Source organism: Acinetobacter sp. MD2(2019) (assembly GCF_035615615.1).
Classification (GTDB): Bacteria; Pseudomonadota; Gammaproteobacteria; order Pseudomonadales; family Moraxellaceae; genus Acinetobacter.
In genome coordinates this window covers 19,050-41,100 of record NZ_VTDU01000013.1, presented here as the reverse complement: position 1 = coordinate 41,100, position 22,051 = coordinate 19,050, and the positions used below count along the sequence as shown (strand labels likewise).

Genomic DNA, 22,051 nt, shown 5'->3' with positions numbered 1-22,051 from the left:
CACTTTAAGCGCTTTTTTGAACGTCATCGTTCATTTAAAGAATTACGCCAATCTAGCCATGCACAGCAAATTGGTCAAGCATTGACACAGCATTTAAAAGACTATGCACAAGCCGATGTAGACATAGTCTTAACACGCTTATACACGCAAGCAGATGGCCTGACTGAAAAACAAGCCTATGATAAACAACGGACGATTGGGCTCAATGAAGTTGCTCAAGAAAAACCGTTACAGTGGTGGCAACATTTATGGTACTGCTATCGCAATCCATTTAATATTTTATTGAGCCTATTGGCATTGGTGGCTTATTTAACCGATGATGCAACGGGTGCAAGCATTATCAGCCTGATGGTTTTACTTTCAACGTTATTGCGTTATTGGCAAGAAGCAAAATCAAATAAAGCTGCCGATGCGCTCAAAGCCATGGTCACCAATACAGCAATGGTATTACGTAGCCAAATCAGCTATGCCGATCAAACCTTATTGAAGCAGCGGTATCAGGTTGAAATGTCAAAATTAAAAGACATTCAATTTGAAATTCCGATTCAATATTTAGTCCCTGGCGACATTATTTTACTTTCTGCCGGTGATATGATTCCGGCCGATTGCCGAATTTTAACCGCAAAAGATTTATTTGTTTCACAAGCGGCAATGACTGGCGAATCAATGCCTGTTGAAAAATATGCAACACAAAAAAATGCCAATATTGATTCACCATTAGAGCTAGACAACTTACTCTTTATGGGCACAAATATTGTATCTGGTACTGCGCGTGCAGTCGTGGTCAGCACTGGAATTCAAAGCTATTTTGGTGCATTGGCGCATCGTGTAACCGCAACAGATCATACTGTTACCGCCTTCCAACTCGGTGTGAATAAAGTCAGTTGGTTGCTTATTCGCTTTATGCTGGTCATGGCACCCGTGGTTCTGTTTATTAATGGATTTACCAAAGGCGATTGGGGCGAGGCTGTACTATTTGCGCTGTCTGTAGCGGTGGGGTTAACCCCAGAAATGCTACCGATGATTGTCACCTCAACTTTAGCCAAAGGCGCGGTATTTTTATCTCGTAAAAAAGTCATTGTAAAACGCCTAGATGCCATTCAAAACTTTGGTGCGATGGATGTGTTATGTACTGATAAAACCGGTACGTTAACCCAAGATAAAATATTTTTATCACACCATGTCGATATTTATGGTCAAAAATCACATGACGTATTAATGCAAGCCTTTTTAAACAGTTACTATCAAACTGGGCTGAAAAACCTACTTGACGTTGCCGTACTTGAAGCGGTTGACCAAGAAATGACCTTTGAGAAACTGCGTTATAAAAAGCTAGATGAAGTACCGTTCGATTTCGAACGTCGTCGCATGTCAGTGGTTGTTCGCACCCCGCAAAAAGAAGTGCGCATGGTCACCAAAGGTGCGGTAGAAGAAATTTTAAAAGCATGTTCACATGTGGAAATTCAAGGCAAAGTACAGCCATTAACTGCACAAATTCAAAGTGAAATTGAAACAATCACACAGAACTACAACCGCGAAGGCTTACGTGTGGTTGCAGTGGCTTATCGCCAGTTTGATGCCGACCAAGATACTTTTTCGGTTCAAGACGAATGTAATTTAACCTTAATTGGCTATTTAACTTTTCTTGATCCACCGAAAGAGTCCGCTCGACCTGCGGTAGAAAAATTACATGCCTATGGTGTCGCAGTTAAAGTACTGACTGGTGATAATGAGTTTGTGACGCAAAAAATTTGCCGTGAAATTGGTATTGCCCATGAGCAAGTTTTATTGGGAGGCACTATTGAACAACTTACCGATGCAGAGTTAAAACAAGCGGTTGAAGAACATACCATCTTTGCCAAACTCAGCCCAATTCATAAAGAACGTATTGTAGATCAACTCAAAGCCAATGGCCATGTTGTCGGATTCTTAGGCGATGGTATTAACGATGCAGCGGCCATTCGCGCAGCTGATATTGGTATTTCGGTCGACACTGCGGTGGATATCGCCAAAGAATCTGCCGATTTAATTCTCCTCGAAAAGAGTTTAATGGTGCTGGAAAATGGCGTTATTGAAGGTCGTCGCACCTTTGCCAATATGCTCAAATATATCAAAATGACTGCAAGTTCAAACTTCGGAAACGTCTTTTCGGTCTTGGTTGCTAGTGCATTTATTCCATTTTTACCAATGTTACCAATTCACTTACTGATTCAGAACTTACTGTATGATGTTTCGCAAATTGCCATTCCATTTGACCATGTGGATGAAGAACAACTTGAAAAGCCTCAACGCTGGCAGCCTTCGGATGTTGGACGCTTTATGGTGGTTTTTGGCCCAATCAGTTCAGTATTTGATATTTTAACCTTTTGTTTAATGTGGTTCGTATTCCATGCTAATACACCTGAACAACAAACGCTGTTTCAATCAGGTTGGTTTGTGGTTGGGTTACTTACACAAACGCTGATTGTACATATGATTCGTACACAAAAGATTCCTTTCATTCAAAGCTGTGCAGCATTGCCCTTACTACTAATGACGGTGATGATTTGTGCAATTGGTATCTTTTTACCGATGGGGCAATTTGCACATTATTTTAAATTACAAGCATTGCCTGTCACTTATTTCTTATATTTACCGTTTATCTTAATGGCTTATATGTGCGTGACTCAGTTCATTAAACGCATGTATATTCGCCGCTATGGATGGCAATAACGGCCAATATAACGCAATTTTTTATCAGCTAAATTGCGATATTTTTAGTTAGATACATTACTTTTCAATGGCAGTATCAATCATGTGTTACAGACTTGGGCTGAAATAACATATATTGATATTGCCAAATGTTTTTAGATATCAACGAAACAGTTTTAAATAGGCTTTGTTGAACAAATAAAAAAATGGTGCGATTCGTAAGCTTACTGCAAGTGAGACAATACACGTTAATTCGGATAGTATAATGACAGATACTTTTAGTTAATGGAGGAACTATGAAGTTAGTGGAAAGAAAAATAGTTAAAAAATCTATAACGAAGAAATTTATTGAAAAATATTGAGCATTTAAATCATGAAAAAACTCTTACTATTTAGTATCTTGTTTTTTGTATTATGCAATAGTTATGCGAAAGATTATCCATTAACTGATAATATTTGCATTAAATCAGAAGTTAAAAATAGTTCATTATTTATATATAAAAGTGACTGCAACAAAAAAAAATATTTATTAGATAAATTCGAAGTTCCGAATGATATTCCTGAAATTGATTTTGTTTTTTTAAAAAACATAAAAGATGAAAGATATATATTCATATCACTTAAATATAGTGAAGACTATAGAGATGAAACCAATAAAATAAATTACGCTGGTAAATACCATTTAAATTACGTTTATCAATGTAAAAAAGAATGTACATTTGATAAAAAAATATCTAACTTTTTGGGTGGTGGCGGTGATCTTATTGATATACATACCAAGAAAGTTGTATACGCATTCCCATATAAAACATCCAATAATGTTGAAAAAGATTTAAACTCTAATTTTTTTAAAATTTGGTTCAACAATCAACTCAATGATGGAATTGTAAAAAACAAGACTGAAATTTATGAAGATGCTAGGTTAAATTCAAAAAAAATAGCTTATCTAATTTCTGGTGATAAATTTAAAATTATAGATATAACATCAAGATGGCTTAATATTTCCTATGCAGGAAGAAATAAAAAACCAATCATTGGTTGGATTCGCTGTGAAGATACGAATGTTTGTAATAATAAATAATAATTTGCCCGACTTTGCCCATGTTGTATTTTTTTGGGATTGAAAGAAGCCATTATCATTGCCCTAGAGTATTAAATACTTACCTGTTTTTCTTTCAGCATACTCTTTAAAACACAGCCAATAAAAAACCCTAATCTTTCGATTAGGGTTTTTTAAATTTTGGAGCGGGAAACGAGACTCGAACTCGCGACCCCAACCTTGGCAAGGTTGTGCTCTACCAACTGAGCTATTCCCGCAATAGGACGCATTATAAAGAGATTTAAATTCGAGTCAAGCCCAACCTTAATCAACTGCTGAATTAATCAGCACGTCGCCACAAAGTGCCTTGACGGGTATCTTCTAACACAACGCCCTTTTCCAATAAATCCTGACGAATCGCATCAGCACCGGAAAAATCTTTGGCTTTTTTAGCATCACTACGTTGCTGAATTAATGCTTCGATATCTGCATCAGACAAACTTAACGCGCTTTGGCCAATATCCGACCTCAAAAACTCGTCAACATCATGCTGAACCAAGCCTAAAATGGCAGTTAAATAGCGCAATGTTGCAAAAGCAATATGCGCCGCTTCATCTTGCTCTTCTTTTAAAGCACGATTTAACTCTTTATTCAGTTCAAATAAAACCGCCAAAGCTTCTGCAGTATTAAAATCATCCGACATAGCGGCATTAAAACGCGCGATATAATCTTCATAAACAGGATGGGTTGGATGTTGTTCCACCCCAAAGCGTTGTTGATAGGCTTTAAATGAATGATAAAAACGGCTTAATGAAGTTTTCGCTTCTTTTAACGCAAAGTCAGAGAAATTAATTGGGCTACGATAATGCGATGACACAATAAAGTAACGAATCACTTCAGGATGGAACTTTTCCATCACATCACGAATGGTAAAAAAGTTGCCTAACGATTTAGACATTTTTTCGCCATCAACATTAATAAAGCCAACATGCATCCAATAATTCACATATTGTTCGCCTGTTGCCGCTTCACTTTGCGCAATTTCATTTTCATGATGTGGAAATAACAAATCCGATCCGCCACCATGAATATCGAAATGATTTCCTAAGCAGCAAGTCGACATTGCCGAACATTCAATGTGCCAACCCGGGCGACCATTGCCCCACGGCGAATTCCATGCCGGCTCGTTGTCTTTGGCACGTTTCCAAAGCACAAAGTCGAACGGATGTTTTTTCTGAACTTCCACATCAACGCGTTCACTGGCACCTGCTTGCATGTCGTCTAATTTACGCCCCGACAAGCGACCATACGGTTTAAATTGGTCAACCTTAAAGTACACATCACCATTATTTGCCGCATAGGCGCTGCCGTTATCGACCAATGTGCCAATCATACTTTGCATTTGGTCAATATAATCGGTCGCTTTCGGCGCTTCATCGGGGTCAGCACAGCCTAAACGATGTGCATCTTCGTTCATTGCATCAATAAAGCGTGTGGTCAGCGCTTGAATCGTTTCGCCATTTTCATTGGCACGTTGGATAATTTTATCGTCAATATCGGTAATGTTACGTACATATTTGACTTGCCAACCTTGGCTACGCAAAAAGCGGATAATATAGTCAAATGCAACCATGACTCGCGCATGTCCAATATGACAATAGTCATAAACCGTCATGCCACACACATACATGTCAATTTGCCCGGCTTTTTTTGGTACAAATTCAACTTTTTTGCGTTGCTCAGAGTTATATAAAACAAAAGGTTGCATACGTCTTTTAAACACCCAACAAAGATAGGCTAATATCATAACTGATGCGCCTAATCTTCACCAAGTTTTATGCTAAAAAAATATATGCTTGTGAAAATAACATTTGAAAACGTGACTTTGGCGGAACTATGATAAGATGTCATTCATTATTGCAGCATCAATGCCGTCCTCTGTTTAAAGGTAATCCGCTTTGAATTTTCCACAAACAATCAATTCTGTTGATTTCAAAAAAGTCGCACGAGAAACGATTAATATTGAAAAAAATGCCCTCGATATTTTAAGCGAACAAATTGACGAACGCTTTACCCACGCTTGCAATATTATTTTGCAATGTAAAGGTCGTCTCGTTATTACAGGCATGGGAAAATCTGGGCATATTGGCCGTAAAATGGCGGCAACTTTTGCATCAACGGGCACACCTTCTTTTTTCATGCATCCGGGCGAAGCTGGTCATGGCGACTTAGGTATGCTGGTTAAAGGGGATGTTTTAATTGCCATTTCTAATTCGGGTAAAAGCGACGAAATTATGATGCTGATGCCTTTAATCAAACATTTAGGCATTCCTTTAATTACCATTAGCGCCAACGACACTGGCCCAATGCCACAAAACGCCGATGTTGCGCTTACATTAGGTGCGGCACATGAAGCCTGCCCACTCGGTTTAGCCCCAACGTCAAGCACCACCGCAACACTGGTTTTAGGTGATGCTTTGGCGGTGGCTCTACTCGATGCCCGCGGTTTCACATCGGATGATTTTGCACGTTCTCATCCTGCTGGCGCCTTGGGCAAACGTTTGTTATTGCACGTAAAACATTTAATGCACACGGGCGCAGAATTGCCAAAAGTTCACCCCAATACACCAATGAACCAAGTGCTTTATGAAATTAGTGATAAACGCTTAGGATTAACCACCGTAGTCGATGAAAACGACCACTTATTGGGTATTTTTACCGATGGTGATTTACGTCGCTTAATTGACCGCCAGCAAGGTTTTGATGTGTCATTGCCAGTTTCTGAAGTTATGATTAAACATCCTGCCACTATTCAAGAACATATCCGTGCGGTTGAAGCTTTAGAGCAATTACGCGATAAAAAAATTAACCAATTTGTCGTGACGGATTCTAACAACAAAGTCATTGGCGTGATTGGTATGCACGACTTAATTGCCGCAGGAGTTGCGTAATGGCCTCTTATATTTTGCTTGAAAAAGCACGCGATATAAAAGCACTGGTTTTAGATGTCGATGGTATCTTAAGCGATGGCTTTGTTACCCTCACCAATACCGGCGATGAGATTAAATCGTTTGATATTCGTGACGGTTTAGGCATGAAATTGATACAAAAAGCGGGTTTAAAAGTTATTATTATTACCGGACGTAAAAGTAATATTGTTGAAAAACGCATGTCTGATTTAGGCGTAGATTTAGTGTTTCAAGGTCGAGAAGATAAAGGCACTGCGCTGCGTGAAGCCTGTGCCAGCCTCAACTTGAATCCTGAAGATTGCTTATATATGGGCGATGATTGGCCCGACCTGTCTGCATTTGCTATTGCAGGCATGAAAGTTACGGTACCGAATGGTCACGTAGAAGTGCGCAAACGTGCCGACTTAGTCACCCAAGCTATGGGCGGTCGTGGTGCTGTACGTGAAGTCTGTGACATGCTGTTACAAGCAAAAGATGTGTATAGCGACTTGCTTGAAACATATTTAGCAACACCTCATTAATCTTTAACTGAAATTTGTTTGATACACTACGCTTATGGATACAAGAAGTTTATATATAGTTGCCCTTGTGGTTGCGACCGTAAGCGGTGGTTACTATTACTACAGCGGAAAGAGCAAAAGGTTGGATAATAATCCCACCCAAAATCTGACCTATGCAGCAAAAGAAATCAAAATGACACAAACAGATGTTCATGGTCATTTATCTGCGCGCGCCTCTGCAGATGAGATGTCGCAAAATAAGCTCAACAATGCCTCTGAGTTATCAAACTTTAAAGCGGTGACTTATAATCAAGGTCAACAAGATGCTGACTATTATGCATCTAAAGCGCAAGGTTTTAATAACAACGAAAAGATTGTGCTTTCAGGTCAGGTGATTTCACATAGAAATACATCGCAAGGCATTATGACTTTAACCACAGATCAATTAACGGGCTATCCCAAAACGAAACAAATCGAAACAAATCATGTTGTGAATGTCGACTCACCTCAGAGCCAATTTATCAGTCAAGGGCTTAAAGCTGATTTAATCACAGGACAATATGAGTTTTTCAATATTCGAGGAAAGTATGTTCCAAAATCTTAAATTTCTGCCTAAAGCTTTCCTAAATGTTGCCGTACTAGGTGCTTTATCTTGTGCTGCAATGTCGACATTTGCTTTGCCAACCGACCGTAACCAACCTGTTTCATTGGTTGCAGACCGTGCGACTTATAACGACAAAACAGGTTATACCACTTATTCTGGCAATGTTGTGGTTGAACAAGGTTCGATGAAACTTCAAGCAGATACGGTTACGGCTCAGCTGAACTCAAACCGCCAAATGAGCGTTGTGACAGCCAATGGTCGCCCTGCCCGCTTCCAACAAAAAACCGATCCAAATAAAGGTTTTGCCAAAGGCGAAGCGCAAAAAATTGTGTATAACGCAGACACAGGCATTATTACCTTAACGGGGAATGCGTTTGTCGATCAGGATGGTGCCAGTGTTCGCGGTGCAACCTTACGCTACAGCATGAACAAAGGCGATATTGAAGCAGTTGGTGGTTCATCAAAAGGCACAGCGACCTCGACGAATCCATCGCAAAATAGTGGTCGTGTGCAAATTGTCATTCCACCTAATAGCTCGGTTGCAACACCAGGAGCAAAAAGTAAATGAGTGAAGTAATACAACCACAAACGTTGTGTATTCGTCACCTTGCCAAAAACTACAATAAGCGCTGGGTCGTTCAAGACGTTTCGTTTGAAATTCAAAGTGGACAAATTGTGGGCTTATTGGGCCCAAACGGTGCAGGTAAAACCACCAGCTTTTATATGGTGGTTGGCCTTGTGCGTATGGATAAAGGCGAAATTCATTTAGATGATCAAGACTTGTCGCATTTTGCCATGCACGAACGTGCACAAAAAGGCATTGGATATTTACCCCAAGAAGCCTCTATTTTCCGTAAATTGACCATTGGTGAAAACATCATGGCGATTTTGGAAACTCGTAAAGAGCTCAATAAAACCCAACGCGAACAGCGACTCAAAGAATTGTTGGAAGATTTTAAAATCGGGCATATTAAAGATTCTTTAGGCATGAGTGTTTCGGGTGGTGAACGTCGTCGTGCTGAAATTGCACGCGCACTTGCAGCCGATCCAAAATTTATGCTGCTTGATGAACCTTTTGCAGGAGTCGATCCAATTTCGGTTGGCGACATTAAAGATATTATCCAAAACCTAAAATCTCGTGGCATTGGCGTATTAATTACCGACCATAACGTCCGTGAAACTTTAGCCATTTGTGAAAAAGCCTATATTGTCAGTGAAGGTGCCGTCATTGCAGAAGGTTCTCCGCAAGAAGTACTAGAAAATGCAATCGTACGTGAAGTCTATTTGGGCGATGACTTTAAAGTTTAATAGCCTTCAAAGTTAAAATTTTACAGATTTAAACCACTGTTTTAAAAGATGATTGGTATAAAAAAAGCTGATGTTAAACATCAGCTTTTTTTCATTTTTGATGCAACTACGGCTGCACAATAATTTTAACTGCCGATTCATTATTATGAATTAACGTTTCAAATCCTTCAGAAATTAAATCGTCTAATTGAATACGCTGAGTAATAAACGGCTCTAAATTAATTTTGCCTTCTTCAACCAGTTTAATGGTTTCCTGATGATCATTCACATACGCAATCGTTCCGCGAATATCTAACTCCTTCATCACCACGCTATGCACATTCACAGTTGCAGGATGACTCCAGATTGAAACAATCACAATCACGCCCGTTGCTTTGGTGGCGGCAACCAATGTGTCTAATACTTTATTCACACTGCTGCATTCAAAGGCAACGTCTGCACCTTTATCCTGCGTAATTTTCATAACTTCTGCAATCACATCGACTTGCGTTGGGTCGAGAATATAGTCCGCAACGCCCGATTCTTTGGCTTTTTCTTTTCGCTTACTGCTCAGCTCAGTGATAATCACCGTTAAACCTTTGGCTTTTAAAATAGCAGAGAGCAATAAACCAATTGGGCCTGCACCGCCCACCAGTGCCACATCACCCGCTTTGGCACCACTACGTACAAAAGCATGGTGCCCTACAGAAAGTGGTTCAATTAATGCGGCCTGATCCAGTGGAATTGCATTCGATATTGGATGCACCCAACGGCGCTGAACTGCAATTTTTTCTGATAGTCCGCCGCCACGACCACCCAAACCAATAAAGTTCATATTTTTAGAAAGATGATAGTTTTCACCAGGGCCAGTTGGAACATCATCGGCCACGATATAAGGCTCGACCACCACATGCTGTCCAACTTTAATATCATCTATACCTTCACCTACAGCATAGACCACACCCGAAAATTCATGCCCCATGGTAATCGGTGCCGATTCTCCCGAAATAGGATGTGGATGCCCACATGGCGGAATAAAAATTGGACCTTCCATAAACTCGTGTAAGTCTGTGCCACAAATCCCACACCAAGCCACCTGTATGCCTACAGTTCCAGCTATTACTTCAGGCTCTGGAATATCTTCAATACGGATATCCCCACGATCATAAAAACGTGCTGCTTTCATTGTTATATTCCTATTAAATTATGTTGAAATACATGAAGTGGTACAGCATCTCACAACGGTAACGGTCATTGTTTTAGATATGAATTGCCCGTTGCATAGATGCTAGAATAGACTCATGCATGGCTTCAGACAAGCTTGGATGCGGGAAAATCACCTGCGCCAAATGCTCATCGGTTGCTTCAAGGGCTTGTGCGATGGCATAACCTTGTATCTGCTCTGTGACTTCATGGCCCACCATATGCGCACCGAGTAACTCGCCAGATTCCACATCCACAATTGTTTTAACAAAACCAGCGGTTTGCCCTAGTGCAATCGCTTTACCATTGGCAGACAACGGAAATTTTCCGATATGAATTTGTTTGCCTTGTGTTTTGGCTTGCTGCTCAGTCAATCCAATACTGGCAACTTGAGGATGGGTGAAAATGCAAGCTGGAATTTGCAGCCGATTCAGTGGATGAACACCTGCGATACCCGCAATTTTCTCTACACAGACTATGGCTTCATGACTGGCTTTGTGTGCCAAACACGGTGCACCAGCAACATCGCCAATCGCATAAATACCGACAACATTGGTTCGACACCATTCATCTGTCTGGATGAATCCATTGTTAAATACCATGCCCAATTGCTCCAGACCTAAACTCTGTGTATTCGGTTTAACACCGATGGCTGAGAGCACATGGTCAAAGCTAAAGGATTGAACGCCAGAAGGCCCTTTTATTTCACAATGTACCTTTCCATCACGAACGTCCAAATGCTCTACAGTACTTTCTGTCAGAATATACATGCCCTTTTGTTCAAACTGCTTTCGTACATACGCTGCAACTTCATGATCTTCGGTGGGTAAAATCTGCTTGGCAAGATCGACCAATGTCACCTGACTGCCTAAATCCTGATACAGGCTCGCAAATTCACTACCAATCGCACCAGAACCAATGACCAGTAACGACTTGGGGAGTTGCTTGGGTTGCAATGCCTCTTTATAAGTCCAGACATATTCCCCATCGTTTGGAATCTGAGGAAGTGAAGCTGCATGTGCCCCTGTTGCCACAATAATATGCGGGGCACGAATGGTCCGTTTCTGCTGTTGTGCATCAACCAACTCTAAGCATTCTTTGGCAATAAATCGGGCTTTGGCATAAAATACGCTGATCTGATTTTTACGCAGTAAGTGCTCAATCCCCTGCACCAATTGCGCTGAAACCTGACGACTATGTTGAACCAATTTCGTTAAATCAAAATTGATATCTCCGAGCTCAAATCCAAACTGCGAAGCCTGTTTAAACTGATGCGTAAGCTCAGCACCCGCCAATAATGCCTTGGTTGGTATACATCCCCAGTTTAGACAAATACCTCCCAGATGAGTCGCTTCGACAAGCGCTGTTTTTAGACCCAGTTGGGCTGCTCGAATCGCAGCCACATAACCTCCAGGACCAGCACCAATCACCACAAGGTCAAATTGTGTGTCTGACATGCTTATCCTCCTACACCAAAATCAAAGCAGGGTTTTCGACAAACTGCTTGAAGTTTGCCAAAAATTTAGCTCCCAAAGCACCATCAATGACGCGATGATCACAAGAAAGTGTGACCGTCATCACCTGCCGAATCACAATATGATTTTGCTCAACGACTGCACGTGCCTCTGCACCGCCCAGTGCCATAATCGCACCTTGTGGCGGATTGATAATCGCATCAAAGTTTTTGATGCCGAGCATGCCTAAATTAGAAATACTAAAGCTGCCACCTTGGAACTCATCAGGCTGAAGCTTACCTGTTTTGGCTCGGGTTGCCAGATCTCGCATCGTAGTCGAAATTGTGGCGAGTGATTTTTGATTGGCGGCTTTTACAATCGGTGTGATGAGTCCATTTTCAATAGCAACTGCAACCGAGATATCCGCATCTTTAAACTGTAAAATCTGCTGTTTTTCTTCATCATATTGCACATTAACTTCTGGCACTTTAATGAGTGCTGCGGCAGTGGCTTTAATCAACATATCATTCATCGATAGCTTGAGCTGGGGCACGGTATCGTTGATCTGCTGGCGTAAAGCTTGCAGAGCTTCAACATTGACGTCAATGCTTAAACGAAAATGAGGTGCATTACGTTTTGCCAATTGTAATCTTGAAGCAATGGCCTTACGCATCGCATTCATCGCTACAGCTTTGACAGGATTTAGCTCAACTGACGTTTCAGAACAACGAACTGGTGTGGCTGTATCGACTACAGGATGTTCACGATAATAAACCGCTTCTACATCCTCTTTACAGACACGCCCCCGAGTACCCGAAACTCGGCAATCATTTAAGTTAATTCCCCATTTTTGCGCTAAACGGCGTGCGACAGGTGTTGCAGCTATATGCCGATCATCAGCGTTCGATTTGATTGCTTTGTGACTGCCCTGACGTTTTATTTCTACCCATTGACCACCTGCTGCTTGTACCACAGACTGCAAATCTTGCACGCTAATGCGACCCAACCGACCTGTACCCGTCACTTGAGCAAGATCAATATTGTGTTTCTCTGCAAGTTTTAATGCATGTGGCGTAGTAAATACATCTGATGCCTTAAAGCCCTGTAACGCTGCTGGAATCACAACACCGTCTTTTGGCGCAGTCTTTGGTTTGGTTTCAACAATACTCTGAGGCTGAGATGGACTGTCCACTACTGGCGATTGATCAACTTCAGGGGTTTGAGCTGTGATGACTTTAGCCTCTGTTGCAGTATTCGCTGTCTGGGTACCATTTAAATTCTGGGCGAAATTTTGAATTTCGGTATCAGAAACATCAGCTTCGGCACAAATGGCAATCAAGCCACCTACAGGCAGCGTATCTCCTGCGTGTGCTAGAATCTGACGCAACGTACCATCAAAAGGTGCTTCCAAGACATTTACAATTTTAGTGGTTTCAATTTCACAAATTTCATCGCCTTTTTTGAAACTCGTACCGATTTCGATCAACCACTGTGCGACTGTTCCTTCTTCCATGGACAATCCCCATTTCGGGATTTCTAGTGTTTTAATTTCGCTCATCCTAAGCCTCCAGTATTTTTCTGACCGCTTGTTCGATCCGCTCGACACTTGGGATCCATTCTTTTTCAAGTACTGGTGAAAAAGGAATTGGCGTATGTGGCGGTGTAACCAGTTCAATCGGTGCTTTTAAATAGTGAAAACCTTTTTGTGCAATAAGTGCCGCAACATCATGGCCGAAACCGCAGCGTGCTGCTGATTCATCCACAATCACCACACGACCTGTGCTTGCAACGGATTCTAAAATCCCATCTTCATCCAATGGTGAAACGGTACGTGGATCGACCACTTCGACAGAAATGCCTTCTTTGGCGAGTTTGTCTGCAACTTCATTGGCACGATGAACCATCAGACTCAATGCAATAATGGTGACGTCTGTGCCTTCACGGGTATAATTGGCCACTCCAAATGGGATGGTATAAGCTTCATCCGGTGCTTCACCCTTGATGTCATACAAGAGTTTATGTTCACAAAACACAACCGGATCATCATCTCGAATGGCTTGAATCAATAAACCTTTTACATCGTAAGGACTCGATGGCACCACCACCTTTAAACCAGGTACAGATGCAAAGACATTATAGGGTGACTGGGAATGTTGTGCTGCTGCTGAGAAACCAGCACCAATCATACCACGCACCACCATAGGTGCTTTGGCTTTACCACCAAACATATAACGGAATTTGGCGGCTTGGTTATAGAGCATGTCGTGACAGACACCATAAAAATCCATAAACATTAAATCTGCAACTGGGCGTAAGCCTGTTGCTGCCGCGCCTGCGGTCATTCCAATAATGGCAGATTCGGTAATCGGGGTATCAATCACACGTTCAGAACCAAATTCAGTCCACAACCCTTTGGTTACACCCAATACACCACCAAAACCTTCCAGCTTATTTTCATCTGTATTTTTTCCGCCATGCCCGCCACGGACATCTTCACCCACCACAATCACGGTCGGATCACGTCGCATTTCTAGCTCAATGGCTTCTTTAATGGCATTTCGATAACTTTTATTTGGCATTTCGTTACTATTCCTTTAGTAAGAGACATAGACATCTGTTAAAAGTTGAGAGATTTCTGGATATTTTGCTGCACGCGCTTTGGCTACAGCATCATCAACATTGGTTTTTGAAGCAGCGTCAATGGCATCCAATTTGGCTTCATCAATCTGGCCCTTCACTTTTTCACGGAAAATCTTGATCGGATCTTTATGTTCCTTCACATAATCAATTTCATCTTTGGAACGGATGAGTCCTGGGTCGCCTTCAAAATGTCCATAGAACCGATTGGTGACCGTTTCAATGACACTTGGCCCCTCACCACGGCGGGCGCGTTCAATCGCCTTTTGCGCAGCAGCGTAAACTGCAAAAAAATCTGTGCCATCCACTTTTTCGGCGGGTAAGCCAAAACCTGCGGCACGTCCTGCAATATCCTTACTCCCTACGGCGTAATCGTGTGAAGTACCTTCACCAAATCCATTGTTTTCAAAAATAAAAATCACAGGTAGTTTTAAGACAACGGCCATATTGATTGCTTCAAAAGTCAGGCCCTGATTCGATCCACCATCTCCTGTAAAAGACAAACCAACACCACCTGTTTTTAATGTTTTTGCCGTCAAGGCTACCCCAATCGCAAGCGGTGGCCCACCACCCACAATGCCATTGGCACCAAGCATGCCTTTGTCCAAATCGGCAATATGCATTGATCCGCCTTTTCCTCGGCACAATCCTGCATCTTTGCCAAAAATTTCTAGCATCATGTCGTGAATATCGCAGCCTTTGGCAATACAATGCCCATGCCCACGATGGGTTGAGGTGATGTAATCCTGATCGGTGAGATTTTCACAGATTCCAACGGCTACCGCTTCTTCACCACTGTAGAGATGAATAAACCCGGGAATATCCCCTGTATTATTTTCTTCATGAAGACGGTCTTCAAATTCACGAATATCTCGCATGCGTTTATATGCGGCAAGCAATTGTTCTTCAGTAAGCTGCATACTCATTTCCTTATTTTTTGATCTAAGTGATGTCGTCCAAGCATCCACTTAATCTAAAAATATTTTTTATTTCTTGGATATTAGACTAATAAAATAAAGCGCTGCTACAAAGGTATAAAACTTAAATAATATATTGATTTTTTGATATTTTTATTTAAATGTAATTTTTTATTAAAGATAAATTCCAGTGCAAAACAAACTTTTAACCAACCTTTATTCTTTAAACTTGCGCACCATTTTTATCAAAGTTAAAAAACATAAAAATTTAGCTACAATCTCACCACTTTTAGAAACATTTTTTGATTCAATTTGCCAATGTCTTTCAACTAGACTATTGCTTAAATAAAATCATCTGAAGGGTTGTTTTAAATATGCAAAAATAAAAATCGCCATCATTTCGGCTCACTTAAAGGATTTAAGTGAACGGTTGTAGCATAAAAAAGGAAGCCATCATGGATTTAAAGCCAAGCTCTTTTACACAAATCACACCTATCACCCCACCTAAAGTAGATGAGGTCTTGCCCACGGCTGCACCTCTTTTATCACTTGAGCAAGACTGGCAATGTTCGCTGTTCGGACGCACAATTGATCAAAGTCAAACCATGATGTCGCAAATTGCGCAGGAAGCCGATATGGCTATGGGCATTACAGATACCTTTGGCACCTTACTTTGGACATGGAGTAGCCAGAGCATGCGCTCATCGGCAGAACAAGTCCATTTTGTTGAAGGCGGGCAATGGTCTACTCAGTCTGTTGGGACCAATGCCATTGGCGTTGCACTAAATACGCAGCAAACCAGTTGTGTTTATTCCAATGAAAATAAGATGAATAGTGTGCAAGATTGGGTCTGTTATGCCACTCCAATTATTGACCCCAATACACAGCAATATTACGGCATTCTGAATCTTTCAACTCAATACACCAAACATAGCAATTTAGGTAAACTGGCAGTTGAACGTTGTGTGCAGCTATTAAGCCAAGTGTTACAACATCAACAACAAGATACTTTAGCCATGCAAGTTTTTGGCACGCCTATTATTACCTTTAATCAAAACCGGCTCACACTCACCCACCGCCAAATTGAAATTTTAGCTATTTTGGCTTTATGCCCATTGGGTATGCAATTAGATGAATTACATTATGCGCTATATGGCGACCGAGAAGTGAGCCTAACCACGCTTAAAGCTGAAATTTCACAGTTACGCACTCTACTCAATGGCAAAATTCAGCCGCGCTGTTACAGACTCAACTGCGAATTAGAATGCGATTTTTTACGTGCAGAACGTGCACTTAATGCAGGTTACTTACAAACAGCTGTTCATCTGTACCGAGGAAGCTTTTTAACAAAAACCGAAAGCCCTTTTTTACGCGCTTGGCGTGACGCGTTCGATGCACGCTTAAGTCATCATATTTATCATTGTACTAACCCAGAACTATTATTTAAGTTGATACAACACAACCCCGAACGGATAGACGCCATCGAACGTTTACTCGAGATTTTACCTGAAGATAGTCCTTATCGAACATCGTTATTGCAACAACAATTGCAAGATGTTTAATCTACAAAAGTGAAGTTTGTAAAATGCGATGTGATGCTTAGCAAAGTTTATTCCCTATAAATCATAAACTAATCAACTTATCTGATTTCTAGTTAGCTTTGTACCTATCCAACATAAGAATTGCAGTAACACCAAACTGACCACCCAAACAGGCACTATAAAATATAGCGCTATTAAAACAACCAGTGCGATACCGCATTGTAAAGCTGTCGCCTTCTGCCAAAGCGACATCCACAAACGCGGCGCATTTTGCAAGGTTTTCTTGACCTCAACACGACTTAGCCAACTGTAATATCCCAAAGCAATTAACAGCAAAATTGCAGTCGCGCTAAAGATTAAAATCAACTGATTAATCCAGCCAAACAACACCCCAATATGCGCATCAACTCCCCAGCGGGTCAGCTTTGCCGAAAGTGGAAAATCTTTAAAATGCAGGCGATCAACCACTTTGAGTTGCTGCATATCAATGGCCAAAGCATCAATTTTAATTGGCCATTTGTGCTGAATTTCTTCAACTGTCCATGCTTGGTTGGCTTCAATATTCGGTTTAATTTGCAAGGCCGCTGCGTTTAAGCCTTGCCGACGTGCAAGCTGTTGAATGACATCGAACTGGTTAGGATCTATCAGATTTTGCTGTGCCATCTGCATGTGCATATGATGTTCGGCGTGTGCATCTACAAGTGTGCTGCTTTGTCCAGCCAATGTATGCAATTGTGTATTTAAACTTGGGGTATCACTATTGGCCCAATGACGAAATTTGGCAATATTCGCCCCCGCCCAATTTGACCATGTTAAACCCGTAGCAGAGAAAAAAATCAGCATCGGGAAAAAAGCCAAACCCACCCAGCTGTGCCACTGTTTTGATGTGACATTGCTTTGATGTTGAGTCTTTTTTTTACGCTTACGGTACAATTGTAAAAAACCCGTCAGCGCTAAAACACCTAACCAACTGGCCGCCAGTTCGCTATAGGCACGGCCATACGTCCCTATCAATAAATTACGATGTAAATTATCTAAAAAGGTGCGCATGGGCAATACGCCACTGGTGCCATATACGGGCAAACGCCCTTGAACCGCCAAAGTATAAGGATTCACAAACAGTGCGATGGTTTGTTCAGGTTGATGAACATCCAAATAAATAATTCGGGTGGTTGCATTCAAAGTTGCTGCCGGACGTACTGCGACAATTTGCGCCCGTTCAGGTAAAAAATGTTGCGCTGCACGAATTTGTGCGCTTAGCGGTTGTGCTGCGTTTTTTTTGACTTGATCGACAAATAATTGCTGCTGATAAATACTATTTTCAATTTGTGGCGTTAAGGCATACAACAGCCCTGTTAGTGCAGCAATAAAAATAAATGGCGCAACCAATACACCGACTTGCACATGCAACATCTGTAATAATTGACGAAAAATGGGCGTTCTTGCCGATTTTTTATCCATAGACCCTACAATGCCTAAACCCAAAGATGGCATATCTTAACAAGTTCATGTACCCTACACACCGTTTTAAGTTTAAATTAAGTTTTCTTCCCTCAATGCGGCAATTTGGATTCACGTTTGGCCTACTGGCACTTTTGTTACAAAACCTTGTGTTTTGGCAAATTGCGATGCCTAAAACCATGCAATCCAATCTCGTCTGTGCAGAGATTAGTGTTGCTTTAGACCAACACAGCATGTCAATGTCCGAACATCACATGATGATGCAAGACATGCAGCATGACATGAGCAAAATGAAAACATCGTCAACACATGACGATATGCTTAAACACTGTCATTTTTGTCAGCTTTACCATCAATTATCACCTCTCACTGAAATCAACCTCGATTTAATTGAAATCGCGCTACTTGTTCGCCTTATTTTATTGGCGACATTGGCCTATGTTTTCTTTGATTTACGTCGTTTATTTCTGTGTCCTCAAGGTCGAGCCCCGCCGCTTTACGCCTAAATATTGCTTTTAAGGTCAGCTTCTGACCTAACACGTTGTCAATTTTTATTTGGCAATGTGCTGTATTTCTACGCGTTTTTTCTGCGTAGCGCATATTTATGTTTTGAGATAAATCGTCATGACTCGACCACAATTTTTATTACAACCTTTAGCCGCAGCATTATTGCTTAGCATCAATCCTGCATTCTCCCATGCAGAAGATGCCCCAACGCACAATTTAACGCCAATTGTGGTGACCTCGCAAAATGATCACCTCTCGAATGGGCTGATGATTCAGGCTGATCCGAAGCAACCGATTCAACCCGTGCCTGCAACGGATGGCGCAGATTATTTACAAAGCATCATGGGCTTTAATGCCATTCGTAATGGCGGAAGCAATGGCGACGTGACTTTCCGCGGCATGTTCGGTTCAAGAATTAAAATTTTAACCGATGGCACCGAAAATTTAGGTGCATGCCCCGGGCGGATGGATGCGCCAACTTCTTATATTAACCCAGAAAGTTACGACCAAATTACTGTGATTAAAGGCCCTGAAACCGTGCAATATGCCAATACAGGTTCGGCGGCAACGGTGCTTTTTAAGCGCAAACCAGTACATTTTCAGCCGAATCAAAACCTTCAAGGTCAAGCCAGTGTTTTAGTCGGTCGTTATGGACGGGTGGATCATAATCTTGAAACAGCAGTTGGTCGCGATGATTTATATGCACGCCTGAATGCCAATCGTTCTGTGTCGAATGACTATCAAGATGGTCATGGCAACAGCGTGCATTCCTCTTGGGAAAAATGGAATGCAGATTTAGCTTTGGGCTGGAAACCCACTCAAGATACGTGGCTTGAATTACGTGGTGGCACTAGTGATGGTAATGCAGCTTATGCAGGACGTGGCATGGACGGCGCACAATTTAAACGACAAAGCTTAGGTTTACATGCCGAACAACAAAACATTAGCGATGTCATTACAAAAATTGAAGCGCAAATTGACTACAATTACAACGACCATATTATGGACAATTTTAGCTTACGCACCCCTGTTATGCGTGGTATGGCCTCTGAAGTGTCACGGCGTACCTTAAATGCACGCACTGCAATAACCACCACATGGGACAAACTCAGCATTGTGTCTGGGCTCGACAGTCAACACAATCAACACGTCAACAATGGTCGCAAAAGTTTGGCTTTTCAGTCTTATGGCGCCTTTAGCGAATGGAATTATGCCCTCAGCGATAGCACAAATGTAGTGACTGGCGCACGGCTGGATCATGTGGAATTTAACAATAACAAAAACAACCAAAACAGAACTGAAACCAATCCAAGTGGATTTATTCGTCTTGAAAATAGCTTCCCTCAATATGATTTAAAAACCTATGCAGGGATTGGTTATGTTGAACGCACGCCCGATTATTGGGAATTCGTACGTGCCTCAAGACTTGGCAAAACACTGGCTGATTTAAAGACCGAAAAAACCACCCAATTGGACATCGGTTTTAACATGCAACATCAAGCATGGAACGTTTGGGCTTCAGCCTATGCAGGTTTAATCAATGATTTTATTTTGGTGGGATATCAACATACTCCATCTATACGCAATGTCGATGCTGTGATTGCAGGCGCAGAAGCAGGCGTTGGCTATCAATTTACCGATCAACTCCAAGCCGATGTTTCAACCATGTATGCATGGGGGCAGAACACCACCGACCATCGCCCACTACCACAAATTGCACCGCTTGAAGCGCGTTTTAACTTACGCTACACCCAAGATCAATATAGCTTAGGTGTGTTGTGGCGTGTGGTTGCCGCACAGAATCGAGTGAGCTTAAATGAAGGTAATATTGTCGGATACGACATGAGCCAAAGCAAAGCATTCAATACCTTTGCCATCAATGCTGCCTACAACATCACATCTAATTTAGATGTTGCCATCGGTATTGATAATTTATTTAACCGCAGCTATGCCGAGCATTTAAATAAAGCCGGCGTGGCAGCATTTGGTTATGCAGCAAATGAGCAATTTAACAACATGGGACGCAATTATTGGTTGCGGATGAACATGAAGTTTTAATTTGGTTTTCTTCTAAATACAGCCACGAATCCAAGTGATTCGTCGCTGTTTGAATATAACTTTAGCGATGTTTAGCATCACCGATTCATCAATGACAAAGGGAAAATGACATTTATTGATCGGTTACTTTTTCCAAATCCGCGCTAACACATTGAACCAGTTGTCTTTACAGATTTGCTCAATCAAGCGATTTGTATAACCTCGTTGCTGCATTTTACTGACAATTTTTTGCAAGCCCGTCACATCGCCAATTTCATCACTTAAACACCCACCATCAAAATCCGAACCAAAACCCACCCGTGTTTCACCTAGTTTTTGCATTAAATATTCAATGTGGTCGAGTAAGACATCAATTGAGGTGTATTTATTGCGCTGTCCATCAGCACGTAAAAATGCAGTATCAAAATTGACGCCAACCATGCCCTGACTTGCTGCTATTGCAGCCAATTGACTGTCGGTTAAATTTCTTGCTTGCGGGCACAATGCATGTGCATTGGAATGGGTCGCCACAACTGGCTGATCACACTGCGCTAAAATTTCGGCACTATCCCAAAATGCAGCTTCGTTCATGTGCGACACATCCACCACCATGTTCAGCTGCGCAGCTTTTGTGATGAGCTGTTTGCCTAATCGAGTCAAGCCCTCGCCCGTATTGGGCGAATGTGGAAAACTGGCATTTAAACCATGTCCAAACAAACTTGTGCGATTCCACAATGCGCCTATACTACGCAAACCTGCTGCATACCAATCATCCAATAAAAACAAATTGGCATCGAGTGCTTCAGCACCTTCCATATGCATCACAATCGCGATTTGCTTATTGTTCTGACAATTTTTAATCTGGTCGACTGTGGTACACAATTGTAATTGCTGCTGTGAACGTGCCACCAAATCGTGTAAAAGTGCAATTTGTTGTTGCACAATCTGCTGCATTTCAGCGCGACTAAACTCAGTGGCATTTAAATCAACAATCTTATTAGGATGATGCTGTTTTACATAAGCAAATGGTGGAATAAATACCGCAAACATCCCCCCTAAAAAGTGAGCTTGTTGGCAACGTGGTAAATCCATTTCAGTTGCCAAACCACCATTTAAAAAAGCAGCAACTGGATCAGCAGCATCACTTAACCAGAGCCGTGTTAAAGCATCATTATGACCATCAAAAATCAACGGCTGCATGGCT

The 22,051-nt window shown here is 41.6% G+C and carries 18 protein-coding genes and 1 tRNA gene; 10 read left to right on the top strand and 9 right to left on the bottom strand.

The features are described 5' to 3' along the window. The first annotated feature begins 81 nt into the window (after positions 1–81). Both mgtA and I2F62_RS08540 read left to right on the top strand, forming a co-directional pair. The gene (gene mgtA, locus I2F62_RS08545; protein ID WP_420713748.1) at positions 82–2,712 is read left to right on the top strand and encodes a magnesium-translocating P-type ATPase; all 2,631 of its coding nucleotides are present in this window, start codon (positions 82–84) and stop codon (positions 2,710–2,712) included. A 352-nt stretch (positions 2,713–3,064) separates the two neighbouring features. Then, positions 3,065–3,772, top strand: a complete 708-nt coding sequence (locus I2F62_RS08540; RefSeq protein ID WP_324626592.1) for a hypothetical protein — start codon at positions 3,065–3,067, stop codon at positions 3,770–3,772. A gap of 160 nt (positions 3,773–3,932) precedes the next feature. On the opposite strand, the gene I2F62_RS08535 is transcribed toward I2F62_RS08540, so the two are convergent. Together I2F62_RS08535 and cysS are read right to left on the bottom strand one after the other, a co-directional pair. Next, positions 3,933–4,008, bottom strand: a tRNA-Gly gene (locus tag I2F62_RS08535). Positions 4,009–4,070: 62 nt separating this feature from the next. Next, a complete protein-coding gene (cysS, locus tag I2F62_RS08530) occupies positions 4,071–5,498 on the bottom strand; it encodes a cysteine--tRNA ligase (RefSeq protein WP_324626591.1) in 1,428 nt (475 codons plus the stop codon). Positions 5,499–5,706: 208 nt separating this feature from the next. On the opposite strand from cysS, the gene I2F62_RS08525 reads away from it, so the two are divergent. From I2F62_RS08525 to lptB, 5 genes are read left to right on the top strand one after another with little or no spacing between them, the layout of a single operon-like run. After that, positions 5,707–6,681: a KpsF/GutQ family sugar-phosphate isomerase gene (locus tag I2F62_RS08525; protein WP_324626626.1), complete on the top strand. Its 975-nt coding sequence runs from the start codon at positions 5,707–5,709 to the stop codon at positions 6,679–6,681. Continuing rightward, positions 6,681–7,220 carry an HAD-IIIA family hydrolase gene (locus I2F62_RS08520; RefSeq protein WP_324626590.1) on the top strand — a complete coding sequence of 180 codons (540 nt, stop codon included), beginning with the start codon at positions 6,681–6,683 and terminating at the stop codon, positions 7,218–7,220. Before I2F62_RS08525 ends, I2F62_RS08520 begins: the two co-directional genes overlap by 1 nt. 34 nt (positions 7,221–7,254) lie before the next feature. Then, positions 7,255–7,803, top strand: a complete 549-nt coding sequence (gene lptC, locus I2F62_RS08515) for an LPS export ABC transporter periplasmic protein LptC (protein WP_324626589.1) — start codon at positions 7,255–7,257, stop codon at positions 7,801–7,803. Next, complete coding sequence (gene lptA / locus I2F62_RS08510) at positions 7,787–8,371, top strand: lipopolysaccharide transport periplasmic protein LptA (protein ID WP_324626588.1); 585 nt, start codon at positions 7,787–7,789, stop codon at positions 8,369–8,371. The genes lptC and lptA overlap by 17 nt, the downstream gene beginning before the upstream one ends. After that, positions 8,368–9,111 (top strand): LPS export ABC transporter ATP-binding protein, encoded by a 744-nt coding sequence (lptB, locus tag I2F62_RS08505; protein ID WP_324626587.1) that lies wholly within the window; start codon positions 8,368–8,370, stop codon positions 9,109–9,111. The genes lptA and lptB overlap by 4 nt, the downstream gene beginning before the upstream one ends. Before the next feature lie 106 nt (positions 9,112–9,217). On the opposite strand, the gene I2F62_RS08500 is transcribed toward lptB, so the two are convergent. The 5 genes from I2F62_RS08500 to I2F62_RS08480 form a co-directional block, all read right to left on the bottom strand. Beyond that, a complete protein-coding gene (locus tag I2F62_RS08500; RefSeq protein WP_324626586.1) occupies positions 9,218–10,276 on the bottom strand; it encodes a 2,3-butanediol dehydrogenase in 1,059 nt (352 codons plus the stop codon). A 73-nt stretch (positions 10,277–10,349) separates the two neighbouring features. Next, on the bottom strand, positions 10,350–11,750 hold the full coding sequence (gene lpdA / locus I2F62_RS08495; RefSeq protein ID WP_324626585.1) for a dihydrolipoyl dehydrogenase: 1,401 nt from the start codon (positions 11,748–11,750) through the stop codon (positions 10,350–10,352). 10 nt (positions 11,751–11,760) lie between these two features. Further along, on the bottom strand, positions 11,761–13,305 hold the full coding sequence (locus I2F62_RS08490; RefSeq protein WP_324626584.1) for a 2-oxo acid dehydrogenase subunit E2: 1,545 nt from the start codon (positions 13,303–13,305) through the stop codon (positions 11,761–11,763). 1 nt (position 13,306) lies between these two features. Then, a complete protein-coding gene (locus I2F62_RS08485; protein WP_120429437.1) occupies positions 13,307–14,326 on the bottom strand; it encodes an alpha-ketoacid dehydrogenase subunit beta in 1,020 nt (339 codons plus the stop codon). A 15-nt stretch (positions 14,327–14,341) separates the two neighbouring features. Beyond that, complete coding sequence (locus I2F62_RS08480) at positions 14,342–15,304, bottom strand: thiamine pyrophosphate-dependent dehydrogenase E1 component subunit alpha (protein ID WP_324626583.1); 963 nt, start codon at positions 15,302–15,304, stop codon at positions 14,342–14,344. 452 nt (positions 15,305–15,756) lie between these two features. Between I2F62_RS08480 and I2F62_RS08475 the strand changes: the two genes are divergently transcribed. After that, complete coding sequence (locus I2F62_RS08475) at positions 15,757–16,863, top strand: transcriptional regulator (RefSeq protein ID WP_324626582.1); 1,107 nt, start codon at positions 15,757–15,759, stop codon at positions 16,861–16,863. A 72-nt stretch (positions 16,864–16,935) separates the two neighbouring features. Here I2F62_RS08475 and I2F62_RS08470 read toward each other — a convergent pair whose 3' ends face one another. Then, positions 16,936–18,336, bottom strand: a complete 1,401-nt coding sequence (locus I2F62_RS08470; RefSeq protein WP_324626581.1) for a PepSY-associated TM helix domain-containing protein — start codon at positions 18,334–18,336, stop codon at positions 16,936–16,938. Between the two features lie 14 nt (positions 18,337–18,350). Between I2F62_RS08470 and I2F62_RS08465 the strand changes: the two genes are divergently transcribed. Together I2F62_RS08465 and I2F62_RS08460 are read left to right on the top strand one after the other, a co-directional pair. Then, a complete protein-coding gene (locus I2F62_RS08465; protein WP_324626625.1) occupies positions 18,351–18,809 on the top strand; it encodes a DUF2946 family protein in 459 nt (152 codons plus the stop codon). A 118-nt stretch (positions 18,810–18,927) separates the two neighbouring features. Further along, entirely contained in the window at positions 18,928–20,868 is a 1,941-nt protein-coding gene (locus I2F62_RS08460; RefSeq protein ID WP_324626580.1) for a TonB-dependent copper receptor, read from the top strand. A 123-nt stretch (positions 20,869–20,991) separates the two neighbouring features. Here I2F62_RS08460 and I2F62_RS08455 read toward each other — a convergent pair whose 3' ends face one another. Then, complete coding sequence (locus I2F62_RS08455; RefSeq protein WP_324626579.1) at positions 20,992–22,047, bottom strand: dipeptidase; 1,056 nt, start codon at positions 22,045–22,047, stop codon at positions 20,992–20,994. Positions 22,048–22,051: the final 4 nt, after the last annotated feature.

Bases quoted from the DNA above. Each gene is read 5' to 3' on its own strand.
- I2F62_RS08540 (WP_324626592.1), top strand. From the start codon at position 3,065: ATGAAAAAACTCTTACTATTTAGTATCTTGTTTTTTGTATTATGCAAT.
- cysS (WP_324626591.1), bottom strand. From the start codon at position 5,498: ATGCAACCTTTTGTTTTATATAACTCTGAGCAACGCAAAAAAGTTGAA.
- I2F62_RS08520 (WP_324626590.1), top strand. From the start codon at position 6,681: ATGGCCTCTTATATTTTGCTTGAAAAAGCACGCGATATAAAAGCACTG.
- lptC (WP_324626589.1), top strand. From the start codon at position 7,255: ATGGATACAAGAAGTTTATATATAGTTGCCCTTGTGGTTGCGACCGTA.
- lptA (WP_324626588.1), top strand. From the start codon at position 7,787: ATGTTCCAAAATCTTAAATTTCTGCCTAAAGCTTTCCTAAATGTTGCC.
- lptB (WP_324626587.1), top strand. From the start codon at position 8,368: ATGAGTGAAGTAATACAACCACAAACGTTGTGTATTCGTCACCTTGCC.
- I2F62_RS08500 (WP_324626586.1), bottom strand. From the start codon at position 10,276: ATGAAAGCAGCACGTTTTTATGATCGTGGGGATATCCGTATTGAAGAT.
- lpdA (WP_324626585.1), bottom strand. From the start codon at position 11,750: ATGTCAGACACACAATTTGACCTTGTGGTGATTGGTGCTGGTCCTGGA.
- I2F62_RS08490 (WP_324626584.1), bottom strand. From the start codon at position 13,305: ATGAGCGAAATTAAAACACTAGAAATCCCGAAATGGGGATTGTCCATG.
- I2F62_RS08485 (WP_120429437.1), bottom strand. From the start codon at position 14,326: ATGCCAAATAAAAGTTATCGAAATGCCATTAAAGAAGCCATTGAGCTA.
- I2F62_RS08480 (WP_324626583.1), bottom strand. From the start codon at position 15,304: ATGCAGCTTACTGAAGAACAATTGCTTGCCGCATATAAACGCATGCGA.
- I2F62_RS08475 (WP_324626582.1), top strand. From the start codon at position 15,757: ATGGATTTAAAGCCAAGCTCTTTTACACAAATCACACCTATCACCCCA.
- I2F62_RS08470 (WP_324626581.1), bottom strand. From the start codon at position 18,336: ATGCCATCTTTGGGTTTAGGCATTGTAGGGTCTATGGATAAAAAATCG.
- I2F62_RS08465 (WP_324626625.1), top strand. From the start codon at position 18,351: ATGTACCCTACACACCGTTTTAAGTTTAAATTAAGTTTTCTTCCCTCA.
- I2F62_RS08460 (WP_324626580.1), top strand. From the start codon at position 18,928: ATGACTCGACCACAATTTTTATTACAACCTTTAGCCGCAGCATTATTG.
- I2F62_RS08455 (WP_324626579.1), bottom strand. From the start codon at position 22,047: ATGCAGCCGTTGATTTTTGATGGTCATAATGATGCTTTAACACGGCTC.